Below are 26,855 nucleotides of genomic sequence, written 5' to 3' on the forward strand. Positions count from 1 at the left end.
CCATGCTGCACATCAACGATATCGAAGCCTTCGCCCGCATCAACGAGGCACTCAACGACGACGCCGGCACCGGGCAGGCCGATCATGCCGGCCACGACACCGCCGGCCCGGCCCATCCCGCGCTGGTGATGGCGATGCTGGCGACCGGCCGCCTTCCGCTGTCCGCCGTTTCCAATTCAGCCGTTTCCAAATCGGCCGACCCGCTGTCGCCCTGGGGCAAGATGCCCCGCCGCTCCTGACGGTCACAACAGCGACAGCTGGTCCCCGGCGGCCGGCGGCACCCGGAAGCGGCTGCAGTCGAGCTTCCAGTTCCGGTCGCCCAGCCCATGCTTTCGGCAGGCCAGCTTGAAGCGGTGGCGCAGAAGCTCGGCGTAGGGACCGGTACCCTTCATCCGCGTGCCGAAGCCGGAGCGGTACAGCGCGCCGTCGCGGCTCTGCCGCATCAGGCTCAGCACGCGGTCGGCGCGGTTGGGGACATGGGTGCGCAGCCACTCCTCGAACAGGGTGGCGATCTCCAGCGGCAGACGCAGCAGGATGTAGCTGGCCGCACTCGCCCCTGCGCCGGCCGCCGCTTCCAGGATCGCCTCCAACTCGTGGTCGTTCAGCGCCGGGATCATCGGGCTGGCGAGCACCGCCACCGGAACACCGGCTTCCGCCAGGGTGCGGATGGCCTCCAGCCGGCGCGGCGGGGTGCTGGCCCGCGGCTCCATCACGCGGGCGAGGTCGCGGTCCAGCGTGGTGACGGAGATTGCCACCGAGGCCAATCCGCTCACCGCCATCGGCACCAGGATGTCGAGGTCGCGCAGGACCAGCGCCGATTTGGTGATGATGCTGACCGGCTGGTTGAAGTCGCGGCAGACCTCCAGCACCCGCCGGGTGATGCCCTCCGTCCGCTCGACCGGCTGGTAGGCATCGGTGTTGGCGCCCAAGGCCAGCGGTTGGCACACATAGGATTTCGCCCGCAGCTCCTTCGCCAGCAGCTCCGCCGCGTTGCGCTTGGCGAACAGCTTCGTCTCGAAATCCAGCCCCGGCGACAGGTTCAGATAGGCATGGGTCGGCCGGGCGAAGCAGTAGATGCAGGCGTGCTCGCAGCCCTGGTACGGGTTCACCGACTGGTCGAAGGCGACGTCGGGCGACTGGTTGCGGGCGATGATCGACTTGGCCGAGGCCGGGGAGACGGTGGTCCGCACCGGATCGGACAACGCCTCGTTCCCGCCCGACGCATAGCCGGTCCAGCCGTCGTCGGTCAGGACGCGGGTCTCGCGCTCGAAGCGGCCGGTGGCATTGCTCACCGCACCCCGGCCCTTGATCGGCGGTCGCTTGATCTCATCCATGCCGGCAGCTTAGCCGCGGCCGACTAGAACGTAAAGCGAACAAAACGCTATCGGTGCTTGCTTCGGTGAACATACCCAGCAAACATAAAGATATCTTTATGCTTGCATGGTTCCGGAACCGCTGGTACACCCTTCGCCAATTACAGCGGCAGGGCCGGGGATCCGGCGCGCCTGAATCTCCGCTTCCCGAACCGTCACCGCCCACCAGGAGTCATCCCTCATGGCCGCCGAATTCACGGACTACAAGGTCAAGGACATCAGCCTCGCGAACTGGGGCCGCAAGGAGATCACCATCGCCGAGACCGAGATGCCGGGCCTGATGGCCCTGCGGTCCGAGTTCGGCGATGCCAAGCCACTGGCCGGCGCCCGCATCGTCGGCTGCCTGCACATGACCATCCAGACCGCCGTGCTGATCGAGACGCTGACCGCACTCGGCGCCACCGTGCGCTGGTCGTCCTGCAACATCTTCTCCACCCAGGACCAGGCCGCCGCCGCCATCGCCGCCGCCGGCATCCCGGTCTTCGCCTGGAAGGGCGAGACGGAGGAGGAGTTCTGGTGGTGCATCGAGCAGACCCTGCGCGGCCCGGATGGCTGGACCCCGAACATGATCCTGGACGATGGCGGCGACGTCACCCAGATCATGCACGACAAGTATCCGGAGATGCTGGACGGCGTCCGCGGCCTGTCGGAAGAGACCACCACCGGCGTGCATCGCCTGTATGAGATGATGAAGAAGGGCACGCTGAAGGTCCCGGCCATCAACGTGAACGACAGCGTCACCAAGTCGAAGTTCGACAACCTCTACGGCTGCCGCGAGTCGCTGGTCGACGGCATCAAGCGCGCCACCGACGTCATGGTCGCCGGCAAGGTTGCCGTGGTCGCCGGCTATGGCGACGTGGGCAAGGGCTCGGCCGCCAGCCTGCGCTCGCAGGGTGCCCGCGTTCTGGTGACGGAGATCGACCCGATCAACGCCCTGCAGGCCGCCATGGAAGGCTATCAGGTCGTGACGATGGAAGATGCCGCTCCGCAGGGCGACATCTTCGTCACCGCGACCGGCAACGTCGACGTCATCACGATCGACCACATGCGGGCCATGAAGGACCGCGCCATCGTCTGCAACATCGGCCACTTCGACAGCGAGATCCAGATCGACGCCCTGCGCAATCTGGTCTGGGAAGAGGTCAAGCCGCAGGTCGACGAGGTCGTGTTCCCCGACGGCAAGCGCCTGATCGTCCTGGCCCAGGGCCGTCTGGTCAACCTGGGCTGCGCCACCGGCCATCCCAGCTTCGTGATGAGCGCCAGCTTCACCAACCAGGTGCTGGCCCAGATCGAGCTGTGGACCAACGCCGCCAACTACGAGAACAAGGTCTACGTCCTGCCCAAGCACCTGGACGAGAAGGTCGCCCGCCTGCATCTGGAGAAGATCGGCGCCAAGCTGACCACCCTGACCGACAAGCAGGCCGCCTACATCAGCGTGCCGACCGCCGGCCCGTACAAGCCGGACCACTACCGCTACTAAGCGGTCGCGGGGTTGAATGAAGAGGGGCCGTCCCGGTGGGGCGGCCCTTTTTCTTTGCGGCGCTTGTCACCGGGCGAAAGCCGCATCACCATACGGAGGAAGAGCAGCGGAGGATGGCATGAGCCATATCGGCAAGAGGGATGCGGGCTATGATGCGCAAGCATCCAAGCGGCGCATCGACATCACGCTGAACGAGGATCTGCTGCGCGCCGCCCAGAGCTACACCGACAACCTGTCGGGTACCATCGAGTCTCTGCTGGCGGCCTGGATGCAGGACGAGAGTCGGAAACGCGACGACGATCTGGAACACCGGCGCAAGGTCGTTGCGGCATGGAATGCGTTTGACGAGAAGCATGGGCGCTTCGCGGATGAATGGAACCGGGATTTCGTGCCGGAAGACCAGGATCGCTGATGGCGCAGTTCGACGTTCATCGCAATCCAGGGCGAAGCAGAACGGTTATTCCCTATCTTCTCGTCGTGCAGAGTGACCGTTGGGAGGACCGCTCCGATCGGGTGGTGGTCCCATTGGTCTTAGCCAGCGAGATTTCCTACCATGACCGGACGCTCAACCCGGCATTCATGGTCGAAGACATCAAAGTGCTGATGAACCCGCTGCAAATGGTGACGGTTCCCGCCAGGGTGCTCGGACCATCGGTCACCAGCCTCGATGCCGAGCACCTTCGCGTCATAGCGGCACTCGACGCGCTGGTCGCTCAAGGCCGGTAGATGGATGCCGGAGGCCTGCAGTTCGCAGGACCGTATGCGTCACCGCCGCCCCAGCCACTCCACCATGCCCTTGCCGGCCGCAACACCCATGGCGAAGCAGCCCTGCAGCAGATAGCCGCCGGTCGGCGCCTCCCAGTCCAGCATTTCGCCGGCCAGGAACAGGCCCGGGCGGCGGGTCAGCATAAGCCGCTCGTCGAACTCCGACAGGCGGACGCCGCCCGCCGAGGAGATGGCGCGCTCGATGGGGCGGATGCCGGTCAGCACCACCGACAGACCCTTGATCTGGCGGGCCAGCGCCACCGGGTCGGTCAGGTCGGCGGCGGGGGCGAACTCGCGCAGCAGGGCGGCGCGCGGGCCGGTCAGGGACAGCGACTTCTTCAGGAAGGTGGATAGCGATTCCGCACCGCGGCGGCGCAGGCGCTTGACCAGTTCGGCCTCCGCCATGTCCGGAAGCAGGTCCAGCGTCAGGGTCGCCCAGCCCTCGGCGGCGATGGCGTCGCGGAGTGGCGCGCTCAGCGCATAGACGGCGCCGCCCTCGATCCCCGTCTCGGTGATGACGAACTCGCCCTTCAACCGGCGACCGGCAGCGGACAGGCCGACACTCTTCACCGGCTGGCCGGCGAAGCGGTCGCGCAGGTGATCGGACCAGGGCACCTCGAAGCCCATGTTGGAGGGGACCAGCGGCGCCACCTCCACCCCCAACCCCTCCAGCAGCGGGACCCAGCCGCCGTCCGAGCCCGTGCGCGGCCAGCTCGCCCCGCCCAGCGCCAGCAGGGTGGCGCGCGGGGCGACGGTGACGGTCTCCTCGCCATGCCGGAAGGGCGCATGGAAGGTCAGGGCGCCGGCCTCATTCCAGCCGGTCCAGCGATGACGGCTGTGCAGGGTGACGCCAAGCCCGTCCAGCCGCCGCAGCCAGGCGCGGACCAGGGTTGAGGCCTTCATCTGCACCGGGAAGACGCGGCCGCTGCTGCCGACGAAGGTCTCGATGCCCAGCCCGGCCGCCCAGCCGCGCAGGTCGTCGGGCGAGAAGCCGGCCAGCAGCCGGCGGAACAGCGGCTCGGCCGCGCCATAACGGGGCAGGAAGCGGTCGAGCGGTTCCGAATGGGTCAGGTTCAGCCCGCCGCGTCCGGCCAGCAGCAGCTTGCGCGCCGGGGTGGGCGTGTGGTCGAACACGGCGACCCGCAGCCCGGCGCCGGCAGCGATCTCCGCCGCCATCAGCCCGGCGGGGCCGGCGCCGACGATCGCCACATCAGGGACCATGGCCGGGGCCGCGTCAGGGGTGGGATGGGGCACTTGGTAGGGCTTTCACAAAAGGAAGTGACCCCGCCCTTCCCATGCTGCGCGGGGAGGGGCGGGGCATTCGGGTCTCGAATTCACTCTCCCGAGTTCAGTCGTCGTAATCCTGGTCCTGTGCCACTTCCTCGGCCAGATCGGCGGCGAGGTCGGCGAAATAGCCGGCATCGACTTCCAGGCCGTTCTCCTCGCAGATGCGCATGAAGATGCGGTAGGCGTGCAGGATGGCGACGTCGAGAACGACGAGGTCCCCTTCCTCGCTGTGGCGGTCGGTGATGTCCCGCTCCTGCAGGGTGGCGACGATGTCGTGCGCAGCGGCCTGCAGGACCGCGTCCATGGCTTGTTTGTGTTGGGTCGACATCGTGTGAATCCTTGTCCCGGTCGTGCTTCGCGCCCCCGCTTGGCCTGACCGGCGCCGCATGGCCGGCGGGGGTGGTCGAACCGTCGGAGAAAACGGGCACGCCCCGGCTCACTTTCGATGGGGCTCCGTTCGTCCGCGATAGTTCGGCCTCCCCCTTGTTGTAGAATCCTTTTTCACGGGCGAACAAGCCCCTTCACGGAGGGCCGCGGCGTGACCTTCCGGGTAGCTCCATACCGCTTTCCAGCGCAGCCCCTTCAGCGTTTGGCGGGGGCGAGCAGCGCCGCGCCGACATAGCCCAGCGCCTTGCCCTTCTGCCCGACCTTGTACCAGCCGTCGACGGCCTCCATCACCGTCACGCGCTCGCCCGCATCCAGCACGTCCAGCACCTTGGCATCGCAAACCGGGGCAACGCGCAAATTGCCGGCGGCGCGCAGCCGGGCGACGGTGCCCCGGGGCAGGCGGGCGGTCTGCGCCCGCTCCGATTGGACCCGGGGCAGGTCGCCGGGCAGGGCGCAGCCGCGGTCCTCCCGGTCGGCCTTGGCGTAGCGGCCGGGTTTGGTCGGGGAGGCTGGATCGCCACGGTCGCCTGCGGCCTCCGTCAGGTAGGCGCTGGTGACGTAGCCCTGCGGCTTGCCGGCCCGCCCCACCCGCTGCCAGCCGTTCACCGGCGCGCCGAAGGCCTCCACGCGGTCGCCTTTCTCCACGGTGTCGAGGACCCGGCCCTTGGCGTCCGGCGTGGCGCGCAGGTAGATGCCGGCGGTGGCGATCATCGTCCGCCGGGCGGCAGCGGTCTTCTCCTGCTCATTCGGCGCCGGCCGGGCGGCAGGCTCGGGCTGCGGCTTCACCGGCGGCAGGGGAGGAACGGCGGCCGGAGCCTGGCCCGTTTCGGCAGTCCTTTGGTCGGTGTTGTGGAGATCGGCAGGCTTCGGCTCCGGTGTCCTTGCCGCGGGGGTGGGCGTCCGGATCGGGGTGGGTGCCGGGCCGGCCTGCGGGCTGACCGGCGACAGCGGGGCGGGCACCTCCGGCGGATGTTCCCAGACCACGGCAGGATTCGGCAAAGGCGAGACGGGACGAGCCGGGGTCAGGCGTGGCAGGGCGACGATCGGGGCGGCGGGCGGAGTGAAACGTTCGGCCGGCGTCTCTGCCGGCATCTGGGCCGGCACACCGGAGGGGGCGGCCAGCAGCAGCAGGAGCAGCGCCGAAGCCCGCCGGAGCCCTTTCGGAAACGCGTCGCCCATCGGCCCTCACCCCTCAGTCAAGCGTGATGCGGGCGATCAGCGTCGGCAGGGTCTGGCAGCGCAGAAGCCCGTCCAGCGTCCGGTGTTCGGTCAGCCGCAGGGTCAGGGCGCAGCCGAAGGAGTTCACGGCCAACTCGGTCTGCGCCAGGGTGCCGACGATGCTGGACGGCCGTGCGATGCTGTAGCCGGGGGCGCCCAGCTTGCCGGCCAGCGCCCCGTTGATCGGGCTGAAGCCGTCGATCTCCAGGGTCATCGGCCCCAGATTCTGAACCACCACCTCGGAACTCGGATCCTCCTTGGTGGCATAGAGCTGGACCGGCACGGCGCGGCGGCGGGCGATCCAGTCCTTCAGCGCCAGATTGGCCACCACCGGATCGCGGCTTTGCAGCGCCGCCTCCATCGCCGTCTGGCGCAGTGCCGGGTCGTTGCCGCCCAGCGCCGCTTCGAAGGCGGCCAGCCGCATCGCGCGGTCGTTGCCGGCCAGCTTGCCGCGCAGGTCCGCCAACTGGGCGATGCGCGCCTCGACCGCCCGGCGTTCGGTCTCGGCACGGGCCGCCTCGGCCTTCGCTGCGGCGGTTTGCTGGGTCAGCCGTTCCTCTTCGCGCCGGCGGCGCTCGGTGTCGTCGGCCAGCCGTTGGGCGGCGTCGCGGTCCAGCTGTTCGCGCAGGCTCCTTGCTTCGGCCGTGCCCAGCACCACGGTGCGGCCGGGCAACTCCGCGGCGGGGTTGCCGATGCCCTCGAGCAAGCCGGGGGTCTGCGGCGTCAGCGTGACCGTCCAGCCATTGGCGCCGCGGGTGCCGAGCGCGGTCGCAACCCAGCTCTTGACGAGGCCGGCATCGGCCGCCGGGCGCAGGAAGGTCACCGGCCCTTCGCGGCTGTCGACCAGGTAGGTCGGAGCGCCCAGCACCAGCTTTGCGGTCACCCGCGCCGCCGCTTGCGGTTCTGGCGACTGGGCGGCCGCGTTGGACAGCGGCTCCACCATCAGCGCTTCGATGCGCCAGGGCGCCGGCAGCATCGCCTCGAAGCGCGCACGGATTGCGGCTTCCGGAATCTGTTCAGCGGGGGCGGATTCCGCGGCCCGGGCATATCCGGAGGGCAGGGCAGGCACGACTCCGCCGGCCAACAGGGCAGCGATGGCGCAGGCCGCGACGCAGCCCGCGAATCGTCCGTTTACCGGTCGCTTCATCGCCGATCCTTCCTCTTCCACCGCCCGGTCCGTCCGTCAGGCCGTTCCGCCCCATCGGTGTCCGCCCGATTCCCGCAGGAATGATTCGGCACTGGTATAGCGAAGGTGTGAGCCAAGGGAAGCGGCTTTTCCCGGCAACCTGCCGATCTGCAGTTGGAAGCGATACCCGCCTGCGCCCGATTGTCGCGTCGAACCGCAGCCGTGGGTCGAAATTGACTTGGACGGCACACGCCGCTTGCAATATCGTCACACAAATGGATGTATTGGACCAAACCAGGCGGGCGGAACGCGCAACGGATGAGGAACAGGAATTCCCATGGCGGGCACGGGCGGAGGTAAGGAAGGGCCGGGACTGCTCTGCCGCAACGTGAAGGTGAGCGGGCGTCGAACGAGCCTCAGGATGGAGCCGTACATCTGGGACTCGCTGAAGGAAATCTGCGAGCGTGAACGGCTGAGCTTGAATGAGATTTGCAGCCGGATCGACGAACGGCGGGGGGAGGCGAACCTGACCGCCTCCATCCGCGTGTTCATCGTCAGCTATTTCCGCACCGCCATCGGCAACCGCGGCTTCTCGGAAGACGGTCCGTCGCCCCTCCTGCGCAAGGCGCTGGACGACGCGGTTCCGATGGACTGACGGGGCATCGAGCCCGGGTCGGGCTCAGGTCGGGCTCGGGTCGGGCGGCGGGCGCCCCGCCCGATCACAACGAACGCTCACCAGCGCAGGCTGGGCATCGCATAGGTCGGCATGTGGCCGGTGGCATCGGCCAGCGCCCGCAGGTTGACCGGGTCGACCGCCTCGCCCCAGGCCGCCCCGCCCAATTCCTCCTGGTGGATGCCGGCGGTGACCAGCGCCACGTCGATCCCGGCGGCGTTGGCGCCGGCGACGTCGGTGCGCAGGCTGTCGCCCACGGCCAGGATGCGGCTCTTGTCCGCGATGCCCAGCAGCTTGAAGCAGCGCTCGTAAACCGGGGCATAGGGCTTGCCGTGCTGGCGCACGTCGCCGCCCATCTCCTCGTAACGGGCGGCCAGCGTGCCGGCGCAGATCACCAGCATCGGCCCGACCATCACCACCAGATCCGGGTTGGCGCAGATCATCGGCAGGCCGGCGGCAAGGCAGGCGTCCAGTTGCGGCTGATAGTCCGCCACCGTCTCGCCGAAGGTCACGATGCCCGTGTTGACGACGAAATCTGCCTCGGCCGGGGTTGCCGCAATTTGATAGCCGAGTCCGTCATAGACGTCGGTGTCGCGGTCCGGCCCGATATGGTAGAGCCGCCGGCCGAGTGCCGCGTGCCAGGGATCGTCGCGGTCGCGCAGGGCTTCATAGGTCGCCTCGCCCGACGTCATGACATGATGGTAGCGCTCGCGCCCCAACCCCATGCCGTCGAGCTTCTCGATCACGCCGGGGGTACGGCGCGGAGCGTTTGACAGAAGGCACAGGGTCTTGCCGGCGGCGCGCATGCGGTCCAGGCAGTCGGGCACGCCGGGATAGGGCTGTTCGCCGTCATGCAGAACGCCCCACAGGTCCAGGATGAACCCGTCATAGCGGTCGATGACCTCGGCGATGCCGGAAATCTGTCGGATGTCGGCCATGGTGTCCGGTCGGTTGATGGTCGGTTGAAGGTCGGATTGCGTCAACAAGCCGGTCTCAGCGTGGTTGCAGCAACTCCGCATAGACCGCCAGCGTGTCGGCGCACATGCGGTCCTTGGTGTAGCGGTCGGCGACGAAGGCCATGGCGCGGGCGCCGATGGCGTCGCGCTGCTCCGGTGTCAGCGACAGCGCCTCGCCCAGCGCCCGGGCCAGCGCGTCGGGATCGTCCGGCGGCACCACCCAGGCGGTTTCGCCGGGGACGACGGTCTCCTGATAGGCGCCGATGGCCGAGACGATCACCGGCTTGCCCATCGCCTGCGCCTCCACGATCACCCGCCCGAAGGCCTCCGGCTCGCGCGAGGCAGAGACGACCACCGTCGACAACAGGTAGGCCGCGGCCATGTCGCTGCAATGGTCGGTCATACGCACCACGCCGCGCAGGCCGTTGGTGGCGATGCGGTTCTCCAACTCCTCCCGGTAGCCGGTGCGGCCCTGGTCGGACCCGACCAGCAGGGCCAGCACGTCCTTGCGTCCCAGCTTGGCCAGCGCGTCGATCAGCACGATCTGGCCCTTCCAGCGGGTCAGCCGGCCGGGCAGCAGGATCACCGGCCGGTCGTCCGGCAGGTTCCATTGCTTGGCAAGCGTGACCAGCCGCGTCGGGCTGACCCGGTCGGGGGCGAAGACGCTGCGGTCGATGCCGCGATGGATGACGCGCACCCGCGCCGGATCGACCGGGTAGTTGCCCAGCACATGGTCGCGGATGAAGCCGGAGATGGCGATCACCCGCTCGCCCCGCGCCATCACCGAGTTGTACCAGCGCTTCAGCCGGCCGCCGATCGGCCCGCTGCCGAAATTATAGGGGGCATGGAAGGTGGTCATGTAGCGCGCGCCGGTCTCGCGGCAGGCCAGCCACGCGCTCCAGGCCGGGGCGCGGGAGCGGGCATGGACGATGTCGACCTTGTGCTCGCGGATGATTGCGGCCAGCCGGCGTGCGTTGCGGCGGATGGTCAGCGGGTTCTTGGAGGCCAGCGGCAGCGTCAGGTGGGTGATGCGGGCGCGGTCCAGTTCGCGCACCATCGGCCCGCCTTCCGACGCCACCAGCGGGGTGCCGCCCGCCGCCTGCAGGGCAAGGGCCATGTCGATGCAGCCGCGCTCCGCGCCGCCGGTGACCAGCGTCGGCACCACCTGCAGCACCGTCGGCGCCCGCCCGCCCGGCCACTCTCCCGGCCACTCTCCCGGCCAATGGCCCGGCTGGTGCGAAGGCGGAGTATCCTGACGGGCGTCCGCGTTGCGCGGGGATTGGTCGGTGGTAAGGTGGGGGTCGAAATCCATGATGCCGGCTGCTCGCAAGGGGCGGCCCGGGACCGGCCGCGGGCCCCGGCATGCCGGTGTCCGTCGAACCGGTGTCCGACCGCGGGCCGGCATCCGTTGTCGAAGGTGACCGTATGACCGAAACCGCAGCCCAACCGGGCGGCGCGCACCATAGCCTAACGCGCGGTGCGGCGACCATAGCCTATCACCACACCCCTGCCGGTCCGTCCGGACAGGGCAAGCCCGGCGTCATGCCAGGGGTGATGTTCCTGGGCGGCTTCATGTCCGACATGACCGGCGGCAAGGCGACGGCGCTGGAGGCCTGGGCGGTGGAGCGCGGCCTGTCCTTCACCCGCTTCGACTATCAGGGCCACGGCGCCTCCAGCGGCCGCTTCGCCGACGGCACCATCGGCCTGTGGGCCGACGACGCGCTGGCGGTGCTGGACCAGGTGACGACGGGCCCCCAAATCCTGGTCGGCTCCTCCATGGGCGGCTGGATGATGCTGCTGACTGCGCTCCGCCGTCCGGAGCGGGTGGCCGGGCTGGTCGGCATCGCGCCGGCCCCCGACTTCACCGAAGACCTGATGTGGGACATCTTCGATGCCGACGTCCGCCGGCAGATCATGGAGCAGGGCGTCTGGAACCGTCCGTCGGACTACGGCCCCGAACCCCAGCCGATCACCCGCGCCCTGATCGAGGACGGCCGCAACCACCTGCTGCTGCGCGGTCCCATCGGTTTCGGCGGTCCCGTCCGCCTGCTGCACGGTCAGCGCGACCCCGATGTCCCCTGGCAGCTCAGCCTGCGAATCGCCGAGGCGCTGACGGGCGACGATGTCCGCGTCACTCTGGTGAAGGACGGCGACCACCGCCTGTCCCGTCCCCAGGATCTGGACCTGCTGTGCCGCACCGTCGGCGCCCTGGTGGACGAGGTATGTGGATGAAATCCGGACGGTTTGATGCGCCGCCAAAAAAACGTCGTTCGCGTGAAACGGAGGCTTGCATCGCCGCGAACCTCTGGCTATAACGCGGGCCTCTACGGAGGGGTGGCCGAGCGGTTGAAGGCGCACGCCTGGAAAGTGTGTATACGTCAAAAGCGTATCGAGGGTTCGAATCCCTCTCCCTCCGCCACTAAGTTTCCGGGATTGACCCGTTAAAAAGGCTCAGCTGAAAAGCTGGGCCTTTTTTATTTCCTTCCGACAGCCTTCGTTCTTGCGAAAACTCCAAATAGAAAAGCCCGCCCCGCATCCGGCAATTGCCGGTGCGGAGCGGGCTGTCAGTCTTTTCCGGTGCCTGGAACGGAAGGGACGGTGCCCCTTACTTCGCCCGCGACACGCGGCGCAGGAAGTCGATGAACTGCGCCTGCTCTTCCGGGGACAGATCCTTGACCATGCTCTGGTCGTGGGCCTGGACGCGCGGAGTCAGGTCGTCCATCAGCGTCTGGCCTTCCGGCGACAGGCGCAGTGCGTAGGAGCGGCGGTCGTTGGGCGAGGGCGCGCGGACGACGAGGCCGCGCGACTCGAGACGGTCGATCACCGCGACCATGGTCGACCGGTCGATGCCGACCGCCGTGCCCAGGTCGGACTGCGACAGCCCCTCGTTCTCCCGAATCATGATCAGCACGCCGAACTGGCCGGGCGTGATGTCGTGCGGAGCGACCGCGTTCTGAAAGCTCTGGAACACCGCGACCTGAGCCTTGCGCAGGTTATAACCCACGAGCTCGGGAAGGGGGCCAAGGGCGAGCTTGCCGTTTTTCCCGGGGCGCAGACGCGACCGCCGGTCGGCTGGGGTGGAACGCTCGTTGTCAGTCACCGTGGATGCCATGTTTTGGATGAATTATCGGATGAACGGATAAAATGCGGGCAAGGCTTTCGTTTGTCAGCAAGAACCGCACGGGGGACATGATATGCATACCAGATATGCGTGAAACGTATTGGTTGACGCCCATACAAATTCCATCTTGAAGAGTCAAGAAGTGGTCGACGCCGATTTGACGCCGATCGCCCGCCCTGCGGTTTCCCCTGCCGCGCGCGGGTTCCCGAATCGGAGCTTCCGACGCCCGGTCCCCCCCAGACCGGGCGTCTTCGTTTCCGGGTCTCGGTGTGCTTCGAGTCGCCCTGCCAGCCGCTTTGTCACGATAGGGAAATCGGCACCGCATTGCAGGGCAGAGCGGATGGTTGGACGCTTGGTCCGTCGGCGGCTTTCGGGTTAGCTGTTCGGGAGCGTCCCAACCTGAGAGCCGATGCCATGGCCTTCGCCATTCCCCTGTGGTCCCAGCCGGCCGTCCCCGTCGTGGGCGGCGATCCGTTTCCGGTGCGCCGCATCTACTGCGTCGGCCGCAACTATGCCGCCCATGCGCGCGAGATGGGCGCCGATCCCGACCGCGAGCCGCCCTTCTTCTTCATGAAGCCGGCCGACGCCATCGTCGCCGATGGCGCCACCATTCCCTATCCGCCCCGCACCGCCAACCTGCACCACGAGATCGAGCTGGTTGTAGCGATCAAGACCGGCGGCCGCGACATCCCGGTCGACCAAGCGCTGGATCATGTGTTCGGCTATGCCGTCGGGCTCGACATGACCCGGCGCGACCTGCAGAACGCCGCCAAGAAGGAAGGCAAGCCCTGGGACATGGGCAAGGGCTTCGACCGGTCGGCGCCGTGTTCCGCCATCCGCACCGTCGCCGACATCGGCCATCCGGACAAGGGCGCGGTCACCCTGCAGGTGAACGGCGAGCCGCGGCAGAAGGGTGACCTGTCCGACCTGATCTGGTCGGTGGCGGAGACGATCTCCTACCTGTCCGGACTGGTCGACCTGCAGCCGGGCGACCTGATCTACACCGGCACGCCGGAGGGCGTCGGCCCGGTGGTGGCCGGCGACGTGCTGACCGGCGAGGTCGAAGGCGTCGGCACCCTGACCCTGACCATCGCCTGAGCCGCCGGACATGCGCATCGCGACCTGGAACATCAATTCGGTCCGCATGCGTCTGGACCTCCTCCTCCGCCTGATGGAGGAGGAGCGGCCGGACGTGATCTGCCTGCAGGAAACCAAGGTGGTGGACGCCGACTTCCCGCTCGGCCCCCTGGCGGAGCGTGGCTATGTCCACGCCCATATCCATGGGATGAAGGGCTACAACGGCGTCGCCATCCTGTCGCGCCTGCCCTTCTCTTCGCACGACGTCCAGCACTGGTGCGGCAAGCAGGATTGCCGCCACGCGCTCGCCCATCTGCCGGGCGGGATCGAACTGCACTGCGTCTATATCCCCGCGGGCGGCGACATTCCCGACCCGGCGGTGAACGACAAGTTCGCCCACAAGCTCCAGTTCCTGGACGAGATGACCCACTGGCTGGGCACGGAACGGACGCCCGACCGTCCCATGGTGCTGGTCGGCGACCTGAACATCGCGCCGCTGGAACAGGATGTCTGGAGCCATCGGGAATTGCTGTCGGTGGTCTCCCACACGCCGATCGAGGTGGAAAAGCTGGCGGCGATGCAGTCCTCGGCCGGCTGGGTCGACGCCATGCGCCGCTTCGTGCCGCCGGAGGAGAAGCTCTACACCTGGTGGAGCTACCGGGCGAAGGACTGGGCCGCCTCCAACCGCGGCCGGCGCCTGGACCACATCTGGGTGACCCCGCCGCTGGAGGGCGCACTGCAGGGCATCAAGGTGCTGCGCGACGCCCGCGGCTGGGAGCCGAAGCCGTCGGACCATGTGCCGGTGATCGTCGATCTGAACGTCTGATGCCCAAGGTTTGATGGATGGGGGAAGGGGTGTCCGCAGCCGCGGCCCCCCTTCTGCCCCCCTCTACTCCAACATTCCGATATTCATCCGTACCACCGTCGGCGTGCCGTCCTCCGCCAGCCGGAACAGGTGGGCGCAGCCGTTGCGCAACTCCTCCGCCGGGTCATCGCGCATGTCCCAGCCGGTGGCGAGCGAATAGAGCGCGCGCAGGATGCCGTTGTGGGCGACGGCGCCGGTGGGACGGCCATCGGCGGCAAGGTCGGCGAGCCAGCTGCGAAGGCGGGCCTGCACCTCGCGCGGGCTCTCGCCGCCGGGGGCCTTGTAATCCAGGCCCAGCCGGTCGTGGCGGGCGGACATGCGGCCGTCGGCGCGCAGATCCTCGGTGCGCATGCCCTCCCACTCGCCCCAATCCATTTCGACGATCCGCGGTTCCGGCGTGGGGTCGAGGCCGAGCAGCAGCGCGGTTTCCCAAGCGCGGCGCTTCGGGCTGGCGACCCAGCGCAAACCGGCCGACTCGGGCGGCAGTCGATAGCGGGCAACCCGCGCGCGGCCGGCGTCGGACAGCGGCTCGTCGATGCTGCCCTGGATGCGCCCTTCGGCGTTCCAGGCGGTCGGGCCGTGGCGGAGAATCAGCAGGGTGGTCATAGGAATACCGGGACGCAGGTGAGGGGAATGCTCCCCCAGCTTAGCGTCTTGCCGGCTTCTGCACCGGCATTTCCTTTATCTGGGCCAGGGCCACGCGGACGCGCGCAAGATCGGGCGGCGGCGCCTTGGCTCCGGGAGCCGCCGGGGCCTTCGCAGGAGCCTTGATCGGCTTCGATCCCGCATCGGCCACCTGCACGCGCGCCTTCGCGTTGCCGGCCTTCTGGGCGAGCGCCAGCGCCTGGGCTTGGGCCTTGGCGCGGGCACGGGCCTGCGCCTCCAGGATCTGCGGTGCGCGCGGCTCGCCGGTCTTCGGCGTCCAGGTGCGGAAGGGGCCGGTGTCGACATGGACATGGCCGGTGTGGGCGTACATCGCATAGCCGCCGCGCTGCATTGCCGCCGCCTCCTCCGCCAGCCGGGCCGGAGGCACGCCGGCGATGGAGAAGTCCGCCGCCTGTCCGCGCAGATGGTAGGAGTTCTCGGCGACGTTCGGGTTGCTGCGGGCGAGGCTGGCGTTGGTGGCGCCCGACCGGTAGCCCGAGGTGATGCGGATCGGCGACTCGGGCGCTGCGCCGACGCGCTGGCGAAGCTCCACCAGCATGTCGACCAGGGCCGGGTCGATCGGGATCTCCTCGTCGCTGCGGCGGTCGCGGAACAGGACGGAGATCTCGCGCATCGCCGCCGGGTCATAGCCGTCGCCGGGACGCCAGTAGGTGACGGAAACCGATTCGCCGCTGGCCGGGTGGTGCAGGACCACGCTGCGCGGGGAGCCGTCAAGCTTCGTGCTTTCCAGCGGCGGCGCCGTGGCGCAGCCGCCAAGCTGCGTCGCGACGGTTAGGACGGCAAGCACACCAAAGGCACGACCGGTCATGCGCATCGCTTTTCCCCCCAAGCTTTGCACGCCCCAACGATCCCCGCCCGCCCCAATCGTGGCGAGGTTGCAGGTCCGATCTAATACCAAGAATGTCACACGAGACCAGTGTGACAAAGCAACCTGTGGCGCATTAAACACGCACAAGAGCTTTTCGCGGGGAGAAAGAATTTCCGGAGTTCAACCCGGATGGAGGGAAGTCCTACAGCGACAGCTCCATCCCCTCGCGGGCCACCAGCGATCCGGGTCGCATCGCGTCCGCCTCTGCCGCGATGGCGTCCAGTTCGCCATCGGTGCGGGCCGGGTCGTGGTGGAAGATCACCGCGCGGCCGACGCCGGCGGCCTCGGCCAGCCGCAGGCACTCCTGCCATGTCGAATGGCCCCAGCCGACGCGTGCCGGGTATTCGGCATCGGTGTAGGTGCTGTCATACACCATCAGGTCGGCACCACGCAGCAGGTCGAGGATCACCGGGTCGCGTCCCTCGGCCGGATGTTCGGTGTCGGTCAGGACGCACAGGCTGCGGCCGCCATGCTCCACCCGATAGCCGGTGGCGCCGTCGGGATGGTTCAGCGCGCAGGTTCGCACCACCACGCCCGGCGCCGGCTCCAGCGTCTGGCCGCCCTGGAAGTCGCGGAACTGGCAATCGGCGCGGAAAACGTCCACCGGCACCGGGAACAGCGGCGCCGTCATCATGTCCGACAGTACGGTCCGGAAGGGACGCTCCGGCGGCAGATGCCCGGCCCACAGCCGCAACCGGCTGTCCGGATCGAAGGCGGGGGCGAAAAAGGGCAGGCCGCAGATGTGGTCGAGATGACTGTGGGTCAGCAGCAGGTCGATGTCCACCGGCCCGCCGCTCCGCGCCAGCGACTCGCCAAGCGGGCGGATGCCGGTGCCGCAGTCGAAGACGATGTGGGCGCCGGCGCAGCGGACCTCGATGCAGGCGGTGTTGCCGCCATAGCGGATGGTTGTCGGCCCGGGCGACGCGATGCTGCCGCGCACGCCCCAGAAGCGGACGGTGAAGGGGGACGTGCCGCCAGCCTCTTCCCGGGCGGGCGGGGGAACGGAATCGATCGTATTGCGGACGGTCATGACGGCGCCATGGTGGCGATCCCGCTTGTCCAAGTCTAGCAAATCTCTTACCCCCGTCTCACTTCCGGGGGTTCCCCTTACGGACGGGGCGTTGGATGGTGGCGCGCCTTTCGAACGGGCGGGCCGCGAGTCGCCGACCCACGAAGGGCACCTGTCCAAACCCATAAGATGTGGTAGGTTGGGGCTCGTCGCGCATTGCGCGGCATGACTTACCAGGGTCCCCGCGCGGGTGGGGACCGGCTCCGGCGGAACCCGACGCGGATGGATCCTGACAAGCTCGCCAAAGTCCTCGCCATGGCCGAGTCGGAGCATCAGGGCGAGGCGCTGTCCGCACTGCGCGCCGCCCGGATCATGCTGTCGCGCGCCGGCCTGTCCTTCCGCGACCTTGCGGAGCGCGCACGCACGCCGGTGCCTCCATCCCCCGAACCGCCTCCTGCCGCCGAGCCGGCCGGTGCGCCGGCCCCGCCGCCGCCGCCGGACGAGCTTGTCCGGGGCCTGCGCCGGCAGGTGAAGGATCTGGAACTGGAACTCGCCACCCTGCGCCGCCAACTCGACAAGGCGTCCGGCGATGCCGACCGCCAGCGCGAGGAGGCCGACCGTTGGCGCACCCTGGCGCGCGAGACGGCGGAAAAGCTGTGGGACATGGGCAAGGCGCTGGAGCGCAAGCATTCCCGCCACGCCGACACCGACAAGCGCCGCGCCGTGCTGGATCTGCTGCAGGACCCCGGCAGCGCTCTGCTGTCGGACCGCGAGATCGCCCGCCGCGTCGGCGTATCGCCGCACGACGTCAGCCACTGGCGCCGCCGGATGGCGATCGTCGGGCGCAAGCTGCGGCTGTTGCCGGTGGTGCCGCGCGGCCGCGGCCTGTGGGGCGGGCCGTCGGCCATCGGTCTGGGCGCGGCGAGGCTGGGCCGGCATCCGTCGGGGGAGCGCGAACGCCAGCGCTGGCTGGGCTTCGCCGGCGAAGTCACCATCGCCGAACGGGGAAGCCGCCGGGAACTGGCCCCTTGCGGGCGGCGCTGAACTGCGACCCGCTGAGCCTGATATCGCTGCTTACGGCACCAGCCGGTAGCCGCCGGGCTCCGTCACCAGGATGCGGGCGTTGGACGGATCGGCCTCGATCTTCTGGCGCAGGCGGTAGACGTGGGTCTCCAGCGTGTGGGTGGTGACCGCGGCGTTGTAGCCCCAGACCTCTCCCAGCAGGGTCTCGCGCCCCACCACCAGATCACCGGCCCGGTACAGGTATTTCAGGATCGCCGTTTCCTTTTCGGTCAGGCGGATCTTCCTGTTGGCGGCCTCGTCCAGCAGCAGCTTGGCGCCGGGCCGGAAGCTGTAGGGGCCGATGGCGAAGACGGCGTCCTCCGTCTGCTCGAACTGGCGCAGTTGGGCGCGCAGCCGGGCGATCAGCACCCCCAGGCGGAAGGGCTTGGTCACATAGTCGTTGGCGCCGGATTCCAGTCCCAGGATGGTGTCGGCATCGCTGGCCGATGCGGTCAGCATGATGATGGGGCAGCGCACGCCCTCGCGCCGCAGAAGCTTGCAGACGTCGCGCCCGTCCATGTCCGGCAGCCCGACGTCGAGCAGGATGGCGGAAAAGCCGGCACCCGCGGCTCCTGCCGCGGCCCCTGCCCGGACCGCGTTCAACGCCCCGGCGCCGTCGCCGGCCTCCTCGGTCTCGAATTCCTCCAGCAACCGCAGCTGCTCCGCCAGCGACTGGCGCAGGGCGGTGTCGTCATCGACCAGGAGGATGCGCTTTGCAGGGATCATGGGGCGTGCGGCACGAAAGCGGGAAGCGGACGGCGCCGGACGGCAAGGCCGGGGCCGCGCCTTAGTAGCATGGTGGCGGTGGATTGTCGTGGTGGCTTGTGGGCGGGGTAGAACGCCGCCGGACGCTCGCTACAGCATGGCAATAGCCGCCATCAGCGCCGCGGCACCGCCGCCATCCGCAGCGGCACGGATCACGCGGTCGGGCTGGACCCCCAGCGCCCGCACCGCGGCGACCGTCTCGTCGTCCGGCACCACGACCCGGCGCATCAGCGACAGCGCGCCCTGTTCCAGGTTGCGGCGCACCGCGGCCTCGTCGGCGGTCAGGTCCGGATCGGCCCAGTGCAGCCGGTCGACCAGCGCGACGAAGCGCAGGCGGCGGTCGTCGGCCGGCAGGCTGGCGGCCAGATTGAACAGGGCGTTGCCGTCCAGCAGGACCGGCGCGCGGTCGGGCAGCCGGGCCAGGGCGATGTCGGCCGCCAGGATCGCCGACGGGTCGACCTGCGGGTACGGGCCGGGCAGGGCGTGAACCGTCATGCCGGCCCCGGCGGCGCGCAACGCCTCGACCATGCGGCGGCCATAGGCGTCGGCTGGCAGCTCGGCCGGCATCACCGCATGGAGGGAAGCGCGCGGCTCTTGGGGCGGCAGGGTCTCGATCGTCACGGCGCATGGGCTCCGGATGAGGGTATGATCGGGGCAGGCTAGCGGGATCGTTGCGCCTTCGGCAACGGTGTGGCGCGCGGGAATCGCTGGACAGGGGCGCGCCACCTGCGCTTTGCTTCGGCCGCCGAACGCACCATGTCCCGTTCTTGCGCCGAAGCCGGCGCTCCCGCTACGCAAAGCCGCTGACGATGCAAGCCGAACACCCGACTGACACCACCACGACGGCCACCCTGCCCGCACCCGCGGCCTCCCCGGCGCCCATCGACGAGGCTGCCGTGCGCGCCGTCGACCGGGCGCTGGCCGCGCTGCGCCGTGGAGAGGTCGTGGCGATCGAGACCGCGGACGGCACCGTCGGTGCGGCGGTGTCGGTGGAGTCGGTGGCGCTCGATGCGGTGGAACGGCTGAAGGCGCTGACCGGCGGCACGCCGCGGCTGGTGGTCACCCGCCGCCGCGCCGTGGTGCTGGGGCTTGCCTCCGCCGACGCGGCGCAGCCGGTGAGCGACATCGCCGGCGATCAGGCGCCGGGGTCCTCCACCGATGGCTTCGGCGCCATGGCGCTCGACCGGCCCGGCGGGCTGACCGCCGACCAGGCCCACGCGCTGGCCGATCCCGAACAGCATCCGCAGGCGCAGGGCGCGCTGCCGGCCGGTTTGACCGTCGCCGACGCCCGTCCCGGCAGCCGCGAGGCCGCTGCCGTCGACCTCGCCCGTCTGGCCCGCCTGCTTCCCGCCGCCATCACTGCCGACCTGCCGTCCTCCGGCCCTGCGGCCGGTGTCAGCGCAGCGGACTGGGCGGCGGAGCACGACCTGCTGCTGGTGAGGGCGTCGGACGTTGCCGATTACCGCGTCCATGTGGTGCGCACCCTGCGCCGCGTCGCGGACGCGCGGGTGCCGCTGGTGGGATCGGAGAACACGCGCATCTACGCCTTCCGCCCGGCCGATGGCGGGCCGGAGCATCTGGCGATCGTCATCGGCGATCCCGATCCGGACCAGCCCGTGCTGGCCCGCCTGCATTCCGAATGCTTCACCGGCGACCTGCTCGGCTCCCTGCGCTGCGATTGCGGCGACCAGCTGCGCGGCGCCATCGCCGAGATCGCCCGGCAGGGCAGCGGCGTGCTGCTGTATCTGGCGCAGGAGGGGCGCGGCATCGGGCTGGTCAACAAGCTGCGCGCCTATCGCATCCAGGACCGCGGTTTCGACACCGTGGACGCCAACGAGATCCTCGGCTTCGAGGCGGACGAGCGGGTCTATTTGCCGGCGGCGGAGATGCTGCGCCAGCTGGGCTTCTCCGCCGTGCGGCTGATGACCAACAACCCGGAGAAGCTGCGGCAGCTCGCCCGCTGCGGCATCGCGGTGGTGGAGCGGGTGGCCCACATCTTCCCTGCCAACGGCCACAACGAGGGCTACCTGCGCACCAAGGCGGAACGCAGCGGCCACATGTTCTGAGGCGGATGTCCCGCACCGGAATGGCGGGGCACGAATCGCTCCGCCGACCCGGCAGTTCTTGCCGCTACCCGCCATCGCCCCCGCTACTGGGAATCGGATTCCGGGTGCGGACCGCCCCGGACCTCGCGAATCGCGGGATTCCGCACCTGGTGGGACGGATCGGGTTGGCACGAGGATTGCTGTACCCTGTCGTGACCACCGAGCCGGGAGACCGCCCATGGCCATCGACGCCACCACAATCGACAGCAGCGCCGTCCATCGTCCGGCGCTGCGCGAAAAGGCGTCGCCGGTCATCGACGGCGGCCACAATGGCGGGTCGGTCGAAATCCAGGGCGACATGTCCTTCTGGGACTTCCTGGACATCATCAACCCGCTGCAGCACATCCCGATCGTCAGCACCGTCTATCGCGAGATCACCGGCGACACCATCCAGCCGTCCATGCGGGTCATGGGCGACATCCTGTATGGCGGCGTCATCGGCGGCATGGCGTCCATCGCCAACGCGGTGATCGAACAGTCGACGGGCAAGGATGTCGGGGACACGGTCATGGCCTCGCTCGGCTTTGGGGACGGTGACCATCCCGCCACCCCCACGGCCGTCGCGGACGCCTCGGGGGGGCCGGTCAAATCCGGCTCCCCCGCGGATCCGTCCCGCAAGGAGCCGCCCAAGGCCGCGGAGGGAGCACCGCCCGCGGGCGGTCTCGCCGCGGCACTGGCAGCGGCCGGCCCGGCCGCTCCATCGGCCGCTTCCGTTGCGAACTCCCCCATGGCGACCGGTCAGCCGGTCAGGCTCTCCGTTCCCGGAACCGCTTCTGCGTCCGCTCCTGCGGCCGAGGCGTCGCCGGCCCTGGTGGCGCAGCTGGCGGGCGGTGGTGCGGTGCCGCACCCCAGCAAGATGCCGGCGCGCGACACCCCGCTCGCCAGTTCCGCCCTGGCCAAGCACAGCGTGCCCCGCAACGCCGCGCCGCTCCCCGGATCGGTCATGGCCGCCGCGCGCGCGCCCGGTGCCGCTCCCGCCAACGGCAACCAGGCTGCGCCCGTCCAGCCCGCCAATGCACAGCCGGCCGGCGCCGCCCCGGGCGATGCGGCCGCCGGACCGGCACCGGTTCCGCCGGACATGCTGTCGGAAACGATGATGCGCAATCTGGCGAAGTACGAGCAGTCGCGCAAAGCGGCCCAGGGCGCCACCAGCACCACGCGGGTATCGGGATGAGCATCGAGATCATCGTGACGTCGGACGGCGGTCCGGAGGCGACCACCGGCCGCTTGCGCTGGCCCGGCGGCGATGTCGCGTGTGTGCTCGGCCGCGGCGGCGTGCGCAGCGACAAGCGGGAGGGCGACGGCGCCACCCCCGTCGGCCGCTTCGTGCTGCGCCGTGTCCTGTGGCGCGCCGACCGCCTGCCGCCGCCGGAAACCGGCCTGCCGCTCGACGCCATCGCGGAGAATGACGGCTGGTGCGATGCGCCGGAAGATCCGGCCTACAACCGTCCGGTCACGCGACCCTATCCCGCCAGCCACGAGGCGATGTGGCGGGACGACCATGTCTACGACATCGTGGTGGTGATGGGGCACAACGACGACCCGGTGGTGCCGGGACTGGGCAGTGCCGTGTTCCTGCACCTGATCCGCCCGGACCGCACGCCGACCGCCGGCTGTGTCGCGCTGGCGCCCGACGACATGCTGCGCCTGCTGAAGGACTGCGAGCCGGACAGCGCGCTGAGCGTCGCCGCACCGGCGGGATGATGCGCCTGCCGAAGGCATGCTGGCCGCTATTCCGCGGGGTAGGGACGCGCGCCGAAGATCGCCGTGCCGACCCGCACATGGGTGGCGCCGAACCGCACCGCCGTCTCGTAGTCGCCGCTCATGCCCATGCTGATCTCTGCCAGCCCCAGCCGGCGCGCCATCTCCGCCAGCAAGGCGAAATGCATCGCCGGCTCCTCGTCCACCGGCGGGATGCACATCAGTCCGGTGACGGGCAGCCCCAGACGGTCGCGGCAGTCTGCCAGGAAGGCTTCGACCTCGGCCGGGGCGATGCCGGCCTTCTGCGGCTCCTCGCCGGTGTTGACCTCGATGAGGCAGCGCGGCCGGCGGCCGGTCTTAGCCATCTCCTCCGCCAGCGCTTCCGCCAGCTTGGGGCGGTCCAGGGTCTGGATCACGTCGAACAGGGCGACGGCGTCCTTGACCTTGTTGGTCTGCAGCGGTCCGATCAGGTGCAGTTCCAGATCGGGAAAGCGCTCCTTCAGCGCCGGGAACTTGGCCTTGGCCTCCTGCACGCGGTTCTCGCCGAACACGCGCTGGCCAGCCGACAGGGCTTCCTCCACCGCCTCGGCGGGGTGGGTCTTCGACACCGCGACCAGCGTCACCGCCCCCTCGCCGCGACCGCAGGAGGACGCGGCTTCCGCAATGGTGCGGCGCACCGAGTCGAGCCGGGCCGTCACGCCGTCCGCAGTCGCGGAACCGCCTGCTTCGCCGCCGGTTTGCGTATCCTTGCCAGTGCCCTGCGTCGTCGTCATGGCCGCCCCCAATCCGGTCGCTGCGGGTGTACAGCGCTTCCGCGGCGTGTTAGCGGACGGTCCGCGGAAACGCAAGCGCCCCAACGCGCCCAACCAAAAGCGCATGGATGGAGGCGCCGGCATCATCATCGTCTGCACATCGAGGAGACCTCCGCATGCGGAGTCCGTTTCGTTCCCTGCTCTCCGCCAGCCTGCTTGCCGCCGCGACCGCTTTGCCGGCAGCGCTGACCGCCGGCCTGATTGCCGCCACCCCCGTCCGCGCCGAAGAGCACGCGAAACCCGCGCCGAAGGCTGCGGCACCGGCGAAGCCCGCCGGCAAGCAGGGGAAGGCCAAGGTCATGGCGGGATCGCCGATGACCAAGGTCCGCTTCAGCGAGCCGGCCTATCCGCTGACCGACGACGGCACCTACCGCAGCTATATGGACAAGATCCTGGACGAATACGGCCGCCGCTGCGTGCGCCAGGAGCAGTTCGGCTGGGAGGTCGCCAAGGACGACCAGGAGCGGCTGGACTTCATCTTCCAGGGCACCATGGCCAACTATGGCCGCATCGGCTACCTGCTGGGCGAAATCCATCCCAAGGCGGTGACCGATTCCGAAACCCTCGCCTTCCTCGCCGATCGCGAAAAGTCGCGCTATCTGCTGATCTGGACGCCGCTGGAGTCATCGGTGCTGTTCATGATGTGCGAGACAGCGGACAAGAACGCCAAATCGGAACCGCCCAAGTCGGCCCCGAAGAAGTGAGCGGCCTGAAAAACGAAAAGGCGGCGGATCGCTCCGCCGCCTTTTCCGTTTCCGGCCGGAAGCCCGCCGCTTAGAAAGCGAAGCGGGTGTCCCACAGGATGATGTTGGCGTCGTTGTTCACGCCGCCGACCTTGTTGTCGAGATAGCTGTATTCCAGGCCCGTGGTCAGGCCGGGAGCGACGGTGTAGGTCACGCCGGCCTGCCAGACATGGGCGCGGGAATTCAGGCCGGAGAAGTCGCTGTCGATGCCCTGGGCGTCGGTGTAGTTGGCGGCCAGGATGACCGGACCCATGGTGTAGTTGACGCCAACGATCCAGACCTGCTGGTCGTCCACGCCGCGGGTGCCGGTGGCATAGCCGCTGTCGCCGCTGAAGGCATAGCTGCCGCCGACCTTGAACCCGGCGTAGGACAGGTTGGCGCCGACATGGACCGAGGACAGGTCCTCGAGCCCGCTGGCGGCCTTGGCGAACTGGTAGGCAGCGCTCGCCTCCACGCCGAAGCCGCTGAACTCGCCCTTGTAGGTGGCCTGGATTTCGGCCATGTCGCGGTAGGCGGTGCTGTTCTTGACGCGGTTCACGTCGGTGTTGCTGCTGCCGTAGGTCGGCGTGTAGGCGGCACCGACCTGGAAGCCGGAGAAGCTCGGCGACAGGTAGATGATCTTGGAGCTGGCGTCGCCCGACTCCAGCGTGCGCAGGCTGCCCAGCACATAGGGCGCGCCGTTGGCGTTGACGTAGTAGTTCAGGTACTGGGCGTCCGGCGACCCTTCGATGCCTTCGACGTTCGGGCCGATGATGCCGTATTCGTCCGACAGACCGTTGATCACGCCAGCCTGGATCGTGCCGAAGCTGCCGTTCACGAAGATGAACGCGCGGTCGCTGTCGGTGTTGCGGTTGTTGCCGGTGCCGCCGGCGGCGCGCAGGCGCAGGCGGGCGCCGTATTCCAGGCCGTTGTCGGACTTGGCCGTTGGCGTGATGGTCAGGCGGAAGCGGTTGGCGAACTCGGTCTGGCGCAGGCCGGTGTCGATGTCCTGGTCGACGTAGGCGCCCTGGAAGTAGGCGTCGCCACCCAGCAGGATGTCGAACTTCGACTGGGCCGAGGCGGTGCCGCAGCCGGCGGCGAGGGCAACAGCGGCGCAGCCGATGACGAGAGAACGCTTCATGGATGTCATCCTTGATGCATGCATCCCGGCGGTCCTGATTGCGATCCCGGGGTGCCAGCGGTGTCTTTGTATCCCATGACTTAATCCCGCACCCGTCAGGCCGGCAAGTGGCAAAGAGACGGACAGTCTTCGCATCCCGGCCGCAGTTGCGCGGAAAACACGGAATCCCGGATCATGTTGCTTAGGTTGCTAAGTAACCACTCCCGTTCCAATGGCGACTTCATTTATTGTCACTGCAATGCCACTCGAACGGGGTAATCAACTTGGTGGGGGGGCGGCAGTGAGGTCCTTGTAAAAGGATATATCTAAGGGAAGCGGAAGCTCTGCTTCGATCGAATGGTCGCCATGTAGCGAAGCCTCGCCGCCTGGGCTGCGCAGATGAAAAAGTCCGCCGGAGCGGACATAAAAAGAGGCGGCGGATTTCTCCGCCGCCCTCGCGTTTGCTGCCAGAAAGCCCGCCCCTTAGAAGGAGAAGCGGGTGTCCCACAGAACGATGTTGGCGTCGTTGTTCACGCCGCCCGACTTGTTGTCGACGTAGCTGTACTCCAGGCCCGTGGTCAGGCCCGGGGCGACGGTGTAGGTCACGCCGGCCTGGTAGATGTGGGCGCGGGCATAATCGGCCGCGGTGGCGGCACCGCTGCCGACATTGGCGCCCTTGGCGTCGGTGTAGGTGGCGGCCAGGATGACCGGACCCAGGGTGTACTGGGCACCGACCAGCCAGATCTGGTTGTCGTCGACGCCGCGGTGGCCCTTGGCGTAGCCGCTGTCGCCGCTGAAGGCATAGCTGCCGCCGATGGCGAAGGCGCCGTAGGTCAGGGTCGCGCCGGTGTGGACCGACGACAGATCCTCGAAGCCCGACGGAGCTTCGGCGAACTGGTAGGCGACGCTCGCCTCCACGCCGAAGCCGCCGAACTCACCCTTATAGCCGGCCTGGATTTCGCCCATGTCGTTGTAGGTGACGTTCTTGCGGCGGTTCACGTCGGTGTTGCTGCTGCCGTAGGTCGGCGTGTAGGCGGCAGACACCTTGAAGCCGGCGAAGCTCGGGGTGGTGTAGACGAACTTGGTGCTGGCGTCGCCCGACTCCAGCGTGCGCAGCGAACCGGTCACGTACGGCAGCGAGGTGACGCCGTAGTAGTTGGCGTAGAAGCCGTCCGGGCTGCCCGAGATGCCGTCGACATTCGGACCGATGACGCCCCAGTCGTCCGACGGGCCGTTGGTCACGCCGGCCTGCACCGAACCGAAAGTGCCGTTCACGAAGATGAACGCGCGGTCGGCGTCGGTGGTGCGGACGTTGCTGGTGCCGCCGGCGGCGCGCAGGCGCAGGCGGGCGCCGTATTCCAGGCCGTTGTCGGCCTTGGCGGTCGGCGTGATGGTCAGGCGGAAGCGGTTGGAGAACTCGGTCTGGCGCAGGCCGTTGTCGTCGTCCTGGTCGACGTAGGCGCCCTGGAAGAAGGCGTCGCCGCCCATCAGGACGTCGAACTTGGACTTGGACTGGGCCGAGGCGGTGCCGCAGCCGGCGGCGAGGGCAACGGCGGCGCAGCCGATGACGAGAGAGCGCTTCATGGATTGTCCATCCTTGTGCGTACGCCCCGTATGAGCGGGAGCGCGCGGTTGTCTTTGTAGCTATGACTTAACCGCGCGCTGTTTCGGCCGGCAAGAGGCAAACTGCAGCGCTC

29 protein-coding genes and 1 tRNA gene are annotated in these 26,855 nt (G+C 68.9%); 14 read left to right on the top strand and 16 right to left on the bottom strand.

What is annotated here, in order from left to right; genetic code table 11:
• The first annotated feature begins 2 nt into the window (after nucleotides 1-2).
• Nucleotides 3-239, top strand: coding sequence for a hypothetical protein (locus ACWPKK_RS00085; protein ID WP_324866790.1), 237 nt, complete (start codon nucleotides 3-5; stop codon nucleotides 237-239).
• Nucleotides 240-242: 3 nt separating this feature from the next.
• Here the strand turns inward: ACWPKK_RS00085 and ACWPKK_RS00090 are convergent, their stop codons facing one another.
• Nucleotides 243-1,334: a PA0069 family radical SAM protein gene (locus ACWPKK_RS00090; RefSeq protein ID WP_452000256.1), complete on the bottom strand. Its 1,092-nt coding sequence runs from the start codon at nucleotides 1,332-1,334 to the stop codon at nucleotides 243-245.
• A gap of 220 nt (nucleotides 1,335-1,554) precedes the next feature.
• Here ACWPKK_RS00090 and ahcY point away from each other — a divergent pair, with 220 nt between their 5' ends.
• The 3 genes from ahcY (at nucleotide 1,555) to ACWPKK_RS00105 (ending at nucleotide 3,579) form a co-directional block, all read left to right on the top strand.
• Nucleotides 1,555-2,853: an adenosylhomocysteinase gene (gene ahcY / locus ACWPKK_RS00095; RefSeq protein ID WP_452000258.1), complete on the top strand. Its 1,299-nt coding sequence runs from the start codon at nucleotides 1,555-1,557 to the stop codon at nucleotides 2,851-2,853.
• A gap of 118 nt (nucleotides 2,854-2,971) precedes the next feature.
• Nucleotides 2,972-3,265, top strand: coding sequence for a type II toxin-antitoxin system CcdA family antitoxin (locus tag ACWPKK_RS00100; RefSeq protein WP_324871625.1), 294 nt, complete (start codon nucleotides 2,972-2,974; stop codon nucleotides 3,263-3,265).
• Nucleotides 3,265-3,579: a CcdB family protein gene (locus tag ACWPKK_RS00105; RefSeq protein ID WP_324871624.1), complete on the top strand. Its 315-nt coding sequence runs from the start codon at nucleotides 3,265-3,267 to the stop codon at nucleotides 3,577-3,579. Before ACWPKK_RS00100 ends, ACWPKK_RS00105 begins: the two co-directional genes overlap by 1 nt.
• Nucleotides 3,580-3,618: 39 nt before the next feature.
• On the opposite strand, the gene ACWPKK_RS00110 is transcribed toward ACWPKK_RS00105, so the two are convergent.
• The 4 genes from ACWPKK_RS00110 to ACWPKK_RS00125 all read right to left on the bottom strand — a co-directional run bounded on the left by ACWPKK_RS00110 (nucleotide 3,619) and on the right by ACWPKK_RS00125 (nucleotide 7,657).
• Nucleotides 3,619-4,839 (bottom strand): NAD(P)/FAD-dependent oxidoreductase, encoded by a 1,221-nt coding sequence (locus ACWPKK_RS00110; protein ID WP_452000260.1) that lies wholly within the window; start codon nucleotides 4,837-4,839, stop codon nucleotides 3,619-3,621.
• A gap of 127 nt (nucleotides 4,840-4,966) precedes the next feature.
• Nucleotides 4,967-5,233 (bottom strand): hypothetical protein, encoded by a 267-nt coding sequence (locus ACWPKK_RS00115; protein ID WP_324871622.1) that lies wholly within the window; start codon nucleotides 5,231-5,233, stop codon nucleotides 4,967-4,969.
• A 254-nt stretch (nucleotides 5,234-5,487) separates the two neighbouring features.
• A complete protein-coding gene (locus tag ACWPKK_RS00120) occupies nucleotides 5,488-6,471 on the bottom strand; it encodes an SH3 domain-containing protein (protein ID WP_452000262.1) in 984 nt (327 codons plus the stop codon).
• A gap of 13 nt (nucleotides 6,472-6,484) precedes the next feature.
• Nucleotides 6,485-7,657 (bottom strand): hypothetical protein, encoded by a 1,173-nt coding sequence (locus tag ACWPKK_RS00125; protein WP_452000264.1) that lies wholly within the window; start codon nucleotides 7,655-7,657, stop codon nucleotides 6,485-6,487.
• A gap of 316 nt (nucleotides 7,658-7,973) precedes the next feature.
• On the opposite strand from ACWPKK_RS00125, the gene ACWPKK_RS00130 reads away from it, so the two are divergent.
• Nucleotides 7,974-8,291 (top strand): ribbon-helix-helix domain-containing protein, encoded by a 318-nt coding sequence (locus ACWPKK_RS00130; protein WP_081505887.1) that lies wholly within the window; start codon nucleotides 7,974-7,976, stop codon nucleotides 8,289-8,291.
• Nucleotides 8,292-8,368: 77 nt separating this feature from the next.
• Here the strand turns inward: ACWPKK_RS00130 and ACWPKK_RS00135 are convergent, their stop codons facing one another.
• Nucleotides 8,369-9,247: a TIGR01459 family HAD-type hydrolase gene (locus ACWPKK_RS00135; protein ID WP_452000266.1), complete on the bottom strand. Its 879-nt coding sequence runs from the start codon at nucleotides 9,245-9,247 to the stop codon at nucleotides 8,369-8,371.
• Between the two features lie 55 nt (nucleotides 9,248-9,302).
• A complete protein-coding gene (locus ACWPKK_RS00140; RefSeq protein WP_452000267.1) occupies nucleotides 9,303-10,577 on the bottom strand; it encodes a glycosyltransferase family 4 protein in 1,275 nt (424 codons plus the stop codon).
• A gap of 113 nt (nucleotides 10,578-10,690) precedes the next feature.
• Between ACWPKK_RS00140 and ACWPKK_RS00145 the strand changes: the two genes are divergently transcribed.
• Together ACWPKK_RS00145 and ACWPKK_RS00150 are read left to right on the top strand one after the other, a co-directional pair.
• Entirely contained in the window at nucleotides 10,691-11,497 is an 807-nt protein-coding gene (locus tag ACWPKK_RS00145; RefSeq protein WP_452000268.1) for an alpha/beta fold hydrolase, read from the top strand.
• 96 nt (nucleotides 11,498-11,593) lie between these two features.
• Nucleotides 11,594-11,684, top strand: a tRNA-Ser gene (locus ACWPKK_RS00150).
• 186 nt (nucleotides 11,685-11,870) lie between these two features.
• Here the strand turns inward: ACWPKK_RS00150 and ACWPKK_RS00155 are convergent.
• Nucleotides 11,871-12,269, bottom strand: coding sequence for a MarR family winged helix-turn-helix transcriptional regulator (locus tag ACWPKK_RS00155; RefSeq protein ID WP_310118925.1), 399 nt, complete (start codon nucleotides 12,267-12,269; stop codon nucleotides 11,871-11,873).
• Nucleotides 12,270-12,800: 531 nt separating this feature from the next.
• Here ACWPKK_RS00155 and ACWPKK_RS00160 point away from each other — a divergent pair.
• Nucleotides 12,801-13,484 (top strand): fumarylacetoacetate hydrolase family protein, encoded by a 684-nt coding sequence (locus ACWPKK_RS00160; RefSeq protein WP_452000270.1) that lies wholly within the window; start codon nucleotides 12,801-12,803, stop codon nucleotides 13,482-13,484.
• A gap of 10 nt (nucleotides 13,485-13,494) precedes the next feature.
• Nucleotides 13,495-14,289 (top strand): exodeoxyribonuclease III, encoded by a 795-nt coding sequence (xth, locus tag ACWPKK_RS00165; protein WP_452000271.1) that lies wholly within the window; start codon nucleotides 13,495-13,497, stop codon nucleotides 14,287-14,289.
• 63 nt (nucleotides 14,290-14,352) lie between these two features.
• Here the strand turns inward: xth and ACWPKK_RS00170 are convergent, their stop codons facing one another.
• The 3 genes from ACWPKK_RS00170 to ACWPKK_RS00180 form a co-directional block, all read right to left on the bottom strand.
• Nucleotides 14,353-14,934, bottom strand: coding sequence for a histidine phosphatase family protein (locus ACWPKK_RS00170; RefSeq protein ID WP_452000272.1), 582 nt, complete (start codon nucleotides 14,932-14,934; stop codon nucleotides 14,353-14,355).
• Nucleotides 14,935-14,974: 40 nt separating this feature from the next.
• Complete coding sequence (locus ACWPKK_RS00175; protein WP_452000273.1) at nucleotides 14,975-15,802, bottom strand: YcbK family protein; 828 nt, start codon at nucleotides 15,800-15,802, stop codon at nucleotides 14,975-14,977.
• Nucleotides 15,803-16,004: 202 nt separating this feature from the next.
• Nucleotides 16,005-16,892, bottom strand: a complete 888-nt coding sequence (locus ACWPKK_RS00180; RefSeq protein ID WP_452004672.1) for an MBL fold metallo-hydrolase — start codon at nucleotides 16,890-16,892, stop codon at nucleotides 16,005-16,007.
• Between the two features lie 261 nt (nucleotides 16,893-17,153).
• Between ACWPKK_RS00180 and ACWPKK_RS00185 the strand changes: the two genes are divergently transcribed.
• A complete protein-coding gene (locus tag ACWPKK_RS00185) occupies nucleotides 17,154-17,915 on the top strand; it encodes a hypothetical protein (RefSeq protein WP_452000275.1) in 762 nt (253 codons plus the stop codon).
• Nucleotides 17,916-17,945: 30 nt separating this feature from the next.
• Here the strand turns inward: ACWPKK_RS00185 and ACWPKK_RS00190 are convergent, their stop codons facing one another.
• Nucleotides 17,946-18,659 (bottom strand): response regulator transcription factor, encoded by a 714-nt coding sequence (locus ACWPKK_RS00190; RefSeq protein WP_452000277.1) that lies wholly within the window; start codon nucleotides 18,657-18,659, stop codon nucleotides 17,946-17,948.
• 129 nt (nucleotides 18,660-18,788) lie between these two features.
• The gene (locus ACWPKK_RS00195; protein WP_452000279.1) at nucleotides 18,789-19,319 is read right to left on the bottom strand and encodes a glycosyl transferase; all 531 of its coding nucleotides are present in this window, start codon (nucleotides 19,317-19,319) and stop codon (nucleotides 18,789-18,791) included.
• A 188-nt stretch (nucleotides 19,320-19,507) separates the two neighbouring features.
• On the opposite strand from ACWPKK_RS00195, the gene ribA reads away from it, so the two are divergent.
• The 3 genes from ribA to ACWPKK_RS00210 all read left to right on the top strand — a co-directional run bounded on the left by ribA (nucleotide 19,508) and on the right by ACWPKK_RS00210 (nucleotide 22,507).
• A complete protein-coding gene (gene ribA, locus ACWPKK_RS00200) occupies nucleotides 19,508-20,764 on the top strand; it encodes a GTP cyclohydrolase II (protein ID WP_324871609.1) in 1,257 nt (418 codons plus the stop codon).
• A gap of 217 nt (nucleotides 20,765-20,981) precedes the next feature.
• Nucleotides 20,982-21,977, top strand: a complete 996-nt coding sequence (locus tag ACWPKK_RS00205) for a hypothetical protein (protein WP_452000281.1) — start codon at nucleotides 20,982-20,984, stop codon at nucleotides 21,975-21,977.
• On the top strand, nucleotides 21,974-22,507 hold the full coding sequence (locus tag ACWPKK_RS00210) for a L,D-transpeptidase family protein (RefSeq protein WP_452000283.1): 534 nt from the start codon (nucleotides 21,974-21,976) through the stop codon (nucleotides 22,505-22,507). The genes ACWPKK_RS00205 and ACWPKK_RS00210 overlap by 4 nt, the downstream gene beginning before the upstream one ends.
• A 26-nt stretch (nucleotides 22,508-22,533) precedes the next feature.
• Here ACWPKK_RS00210 and ACWPKK_RS00215 read toward each other — a convergent pair whose 3' ends face one another.
• A complete protein-coding gene (locus ACWPKK_RS00215; RefSeq protein ID WP_452000285.1) occupies nucleotides 22,534-23,277 on the bottom strand; it encodes a YggS family pyridoxal phosphate-dependent enzyme in 744 nt (247 codons plus the stop codon).
• Between the two features lie 155 nt (nucleotides 23,278-23,432).
• Between ACWPKK_RS00215 and ACWPKK_RS00220 the strand changes: the two genes are divergently transcribed.
• Entirely contained in the window at nucleotides 23,433-24,020 is a 588-nt protein-coding gene (locus tag ACWPKK_RS00220; RefSeq protein ID WP_452000286.1) for a hypothetical protein, read from the top strand.
• A gap of 70 nt (nucleotides 24,021-24,090) precedes the next feature.
• Here the strand turns inward: ACWPKK_RS00220 and ACWPKK_RS00225 are convergent, their stop codons facing one another.
• Together ACWPKK_RS00225 and ACWPKK_RS00230 are read right to left on the bottom strand one after the other, a co-directional pair.
• Nucleotides 24,091-25,179, bottom strand: coding sequence for a porin (locus ACWPKK_RS00225; RefSeq protein ID WP_452000288.1), 1,089 nt, complete (start codon nucleotides 25,177-25,179; stop codon nucleotides 24,091-24,093).
• Between the two features lie 462 nt (nucleotides 25,180-25,641).
• On the bottom strand, nucleotides 25,642-26,742 hold the full coding sequence (locus ACWPKK_RS00230; protein WP_452000290.1) for a porin: 1,101 nt from the start codon (nucleotides 26,740-26,742) through the stop codon (nucleotides 25,642-25,644).
• Between the last annotated feature and the right edge of the window lie 113 nt (nucleotides 26,743-26,855).

This window comes from Azospirillum largimobile (genome assembly GCF_977007025.2).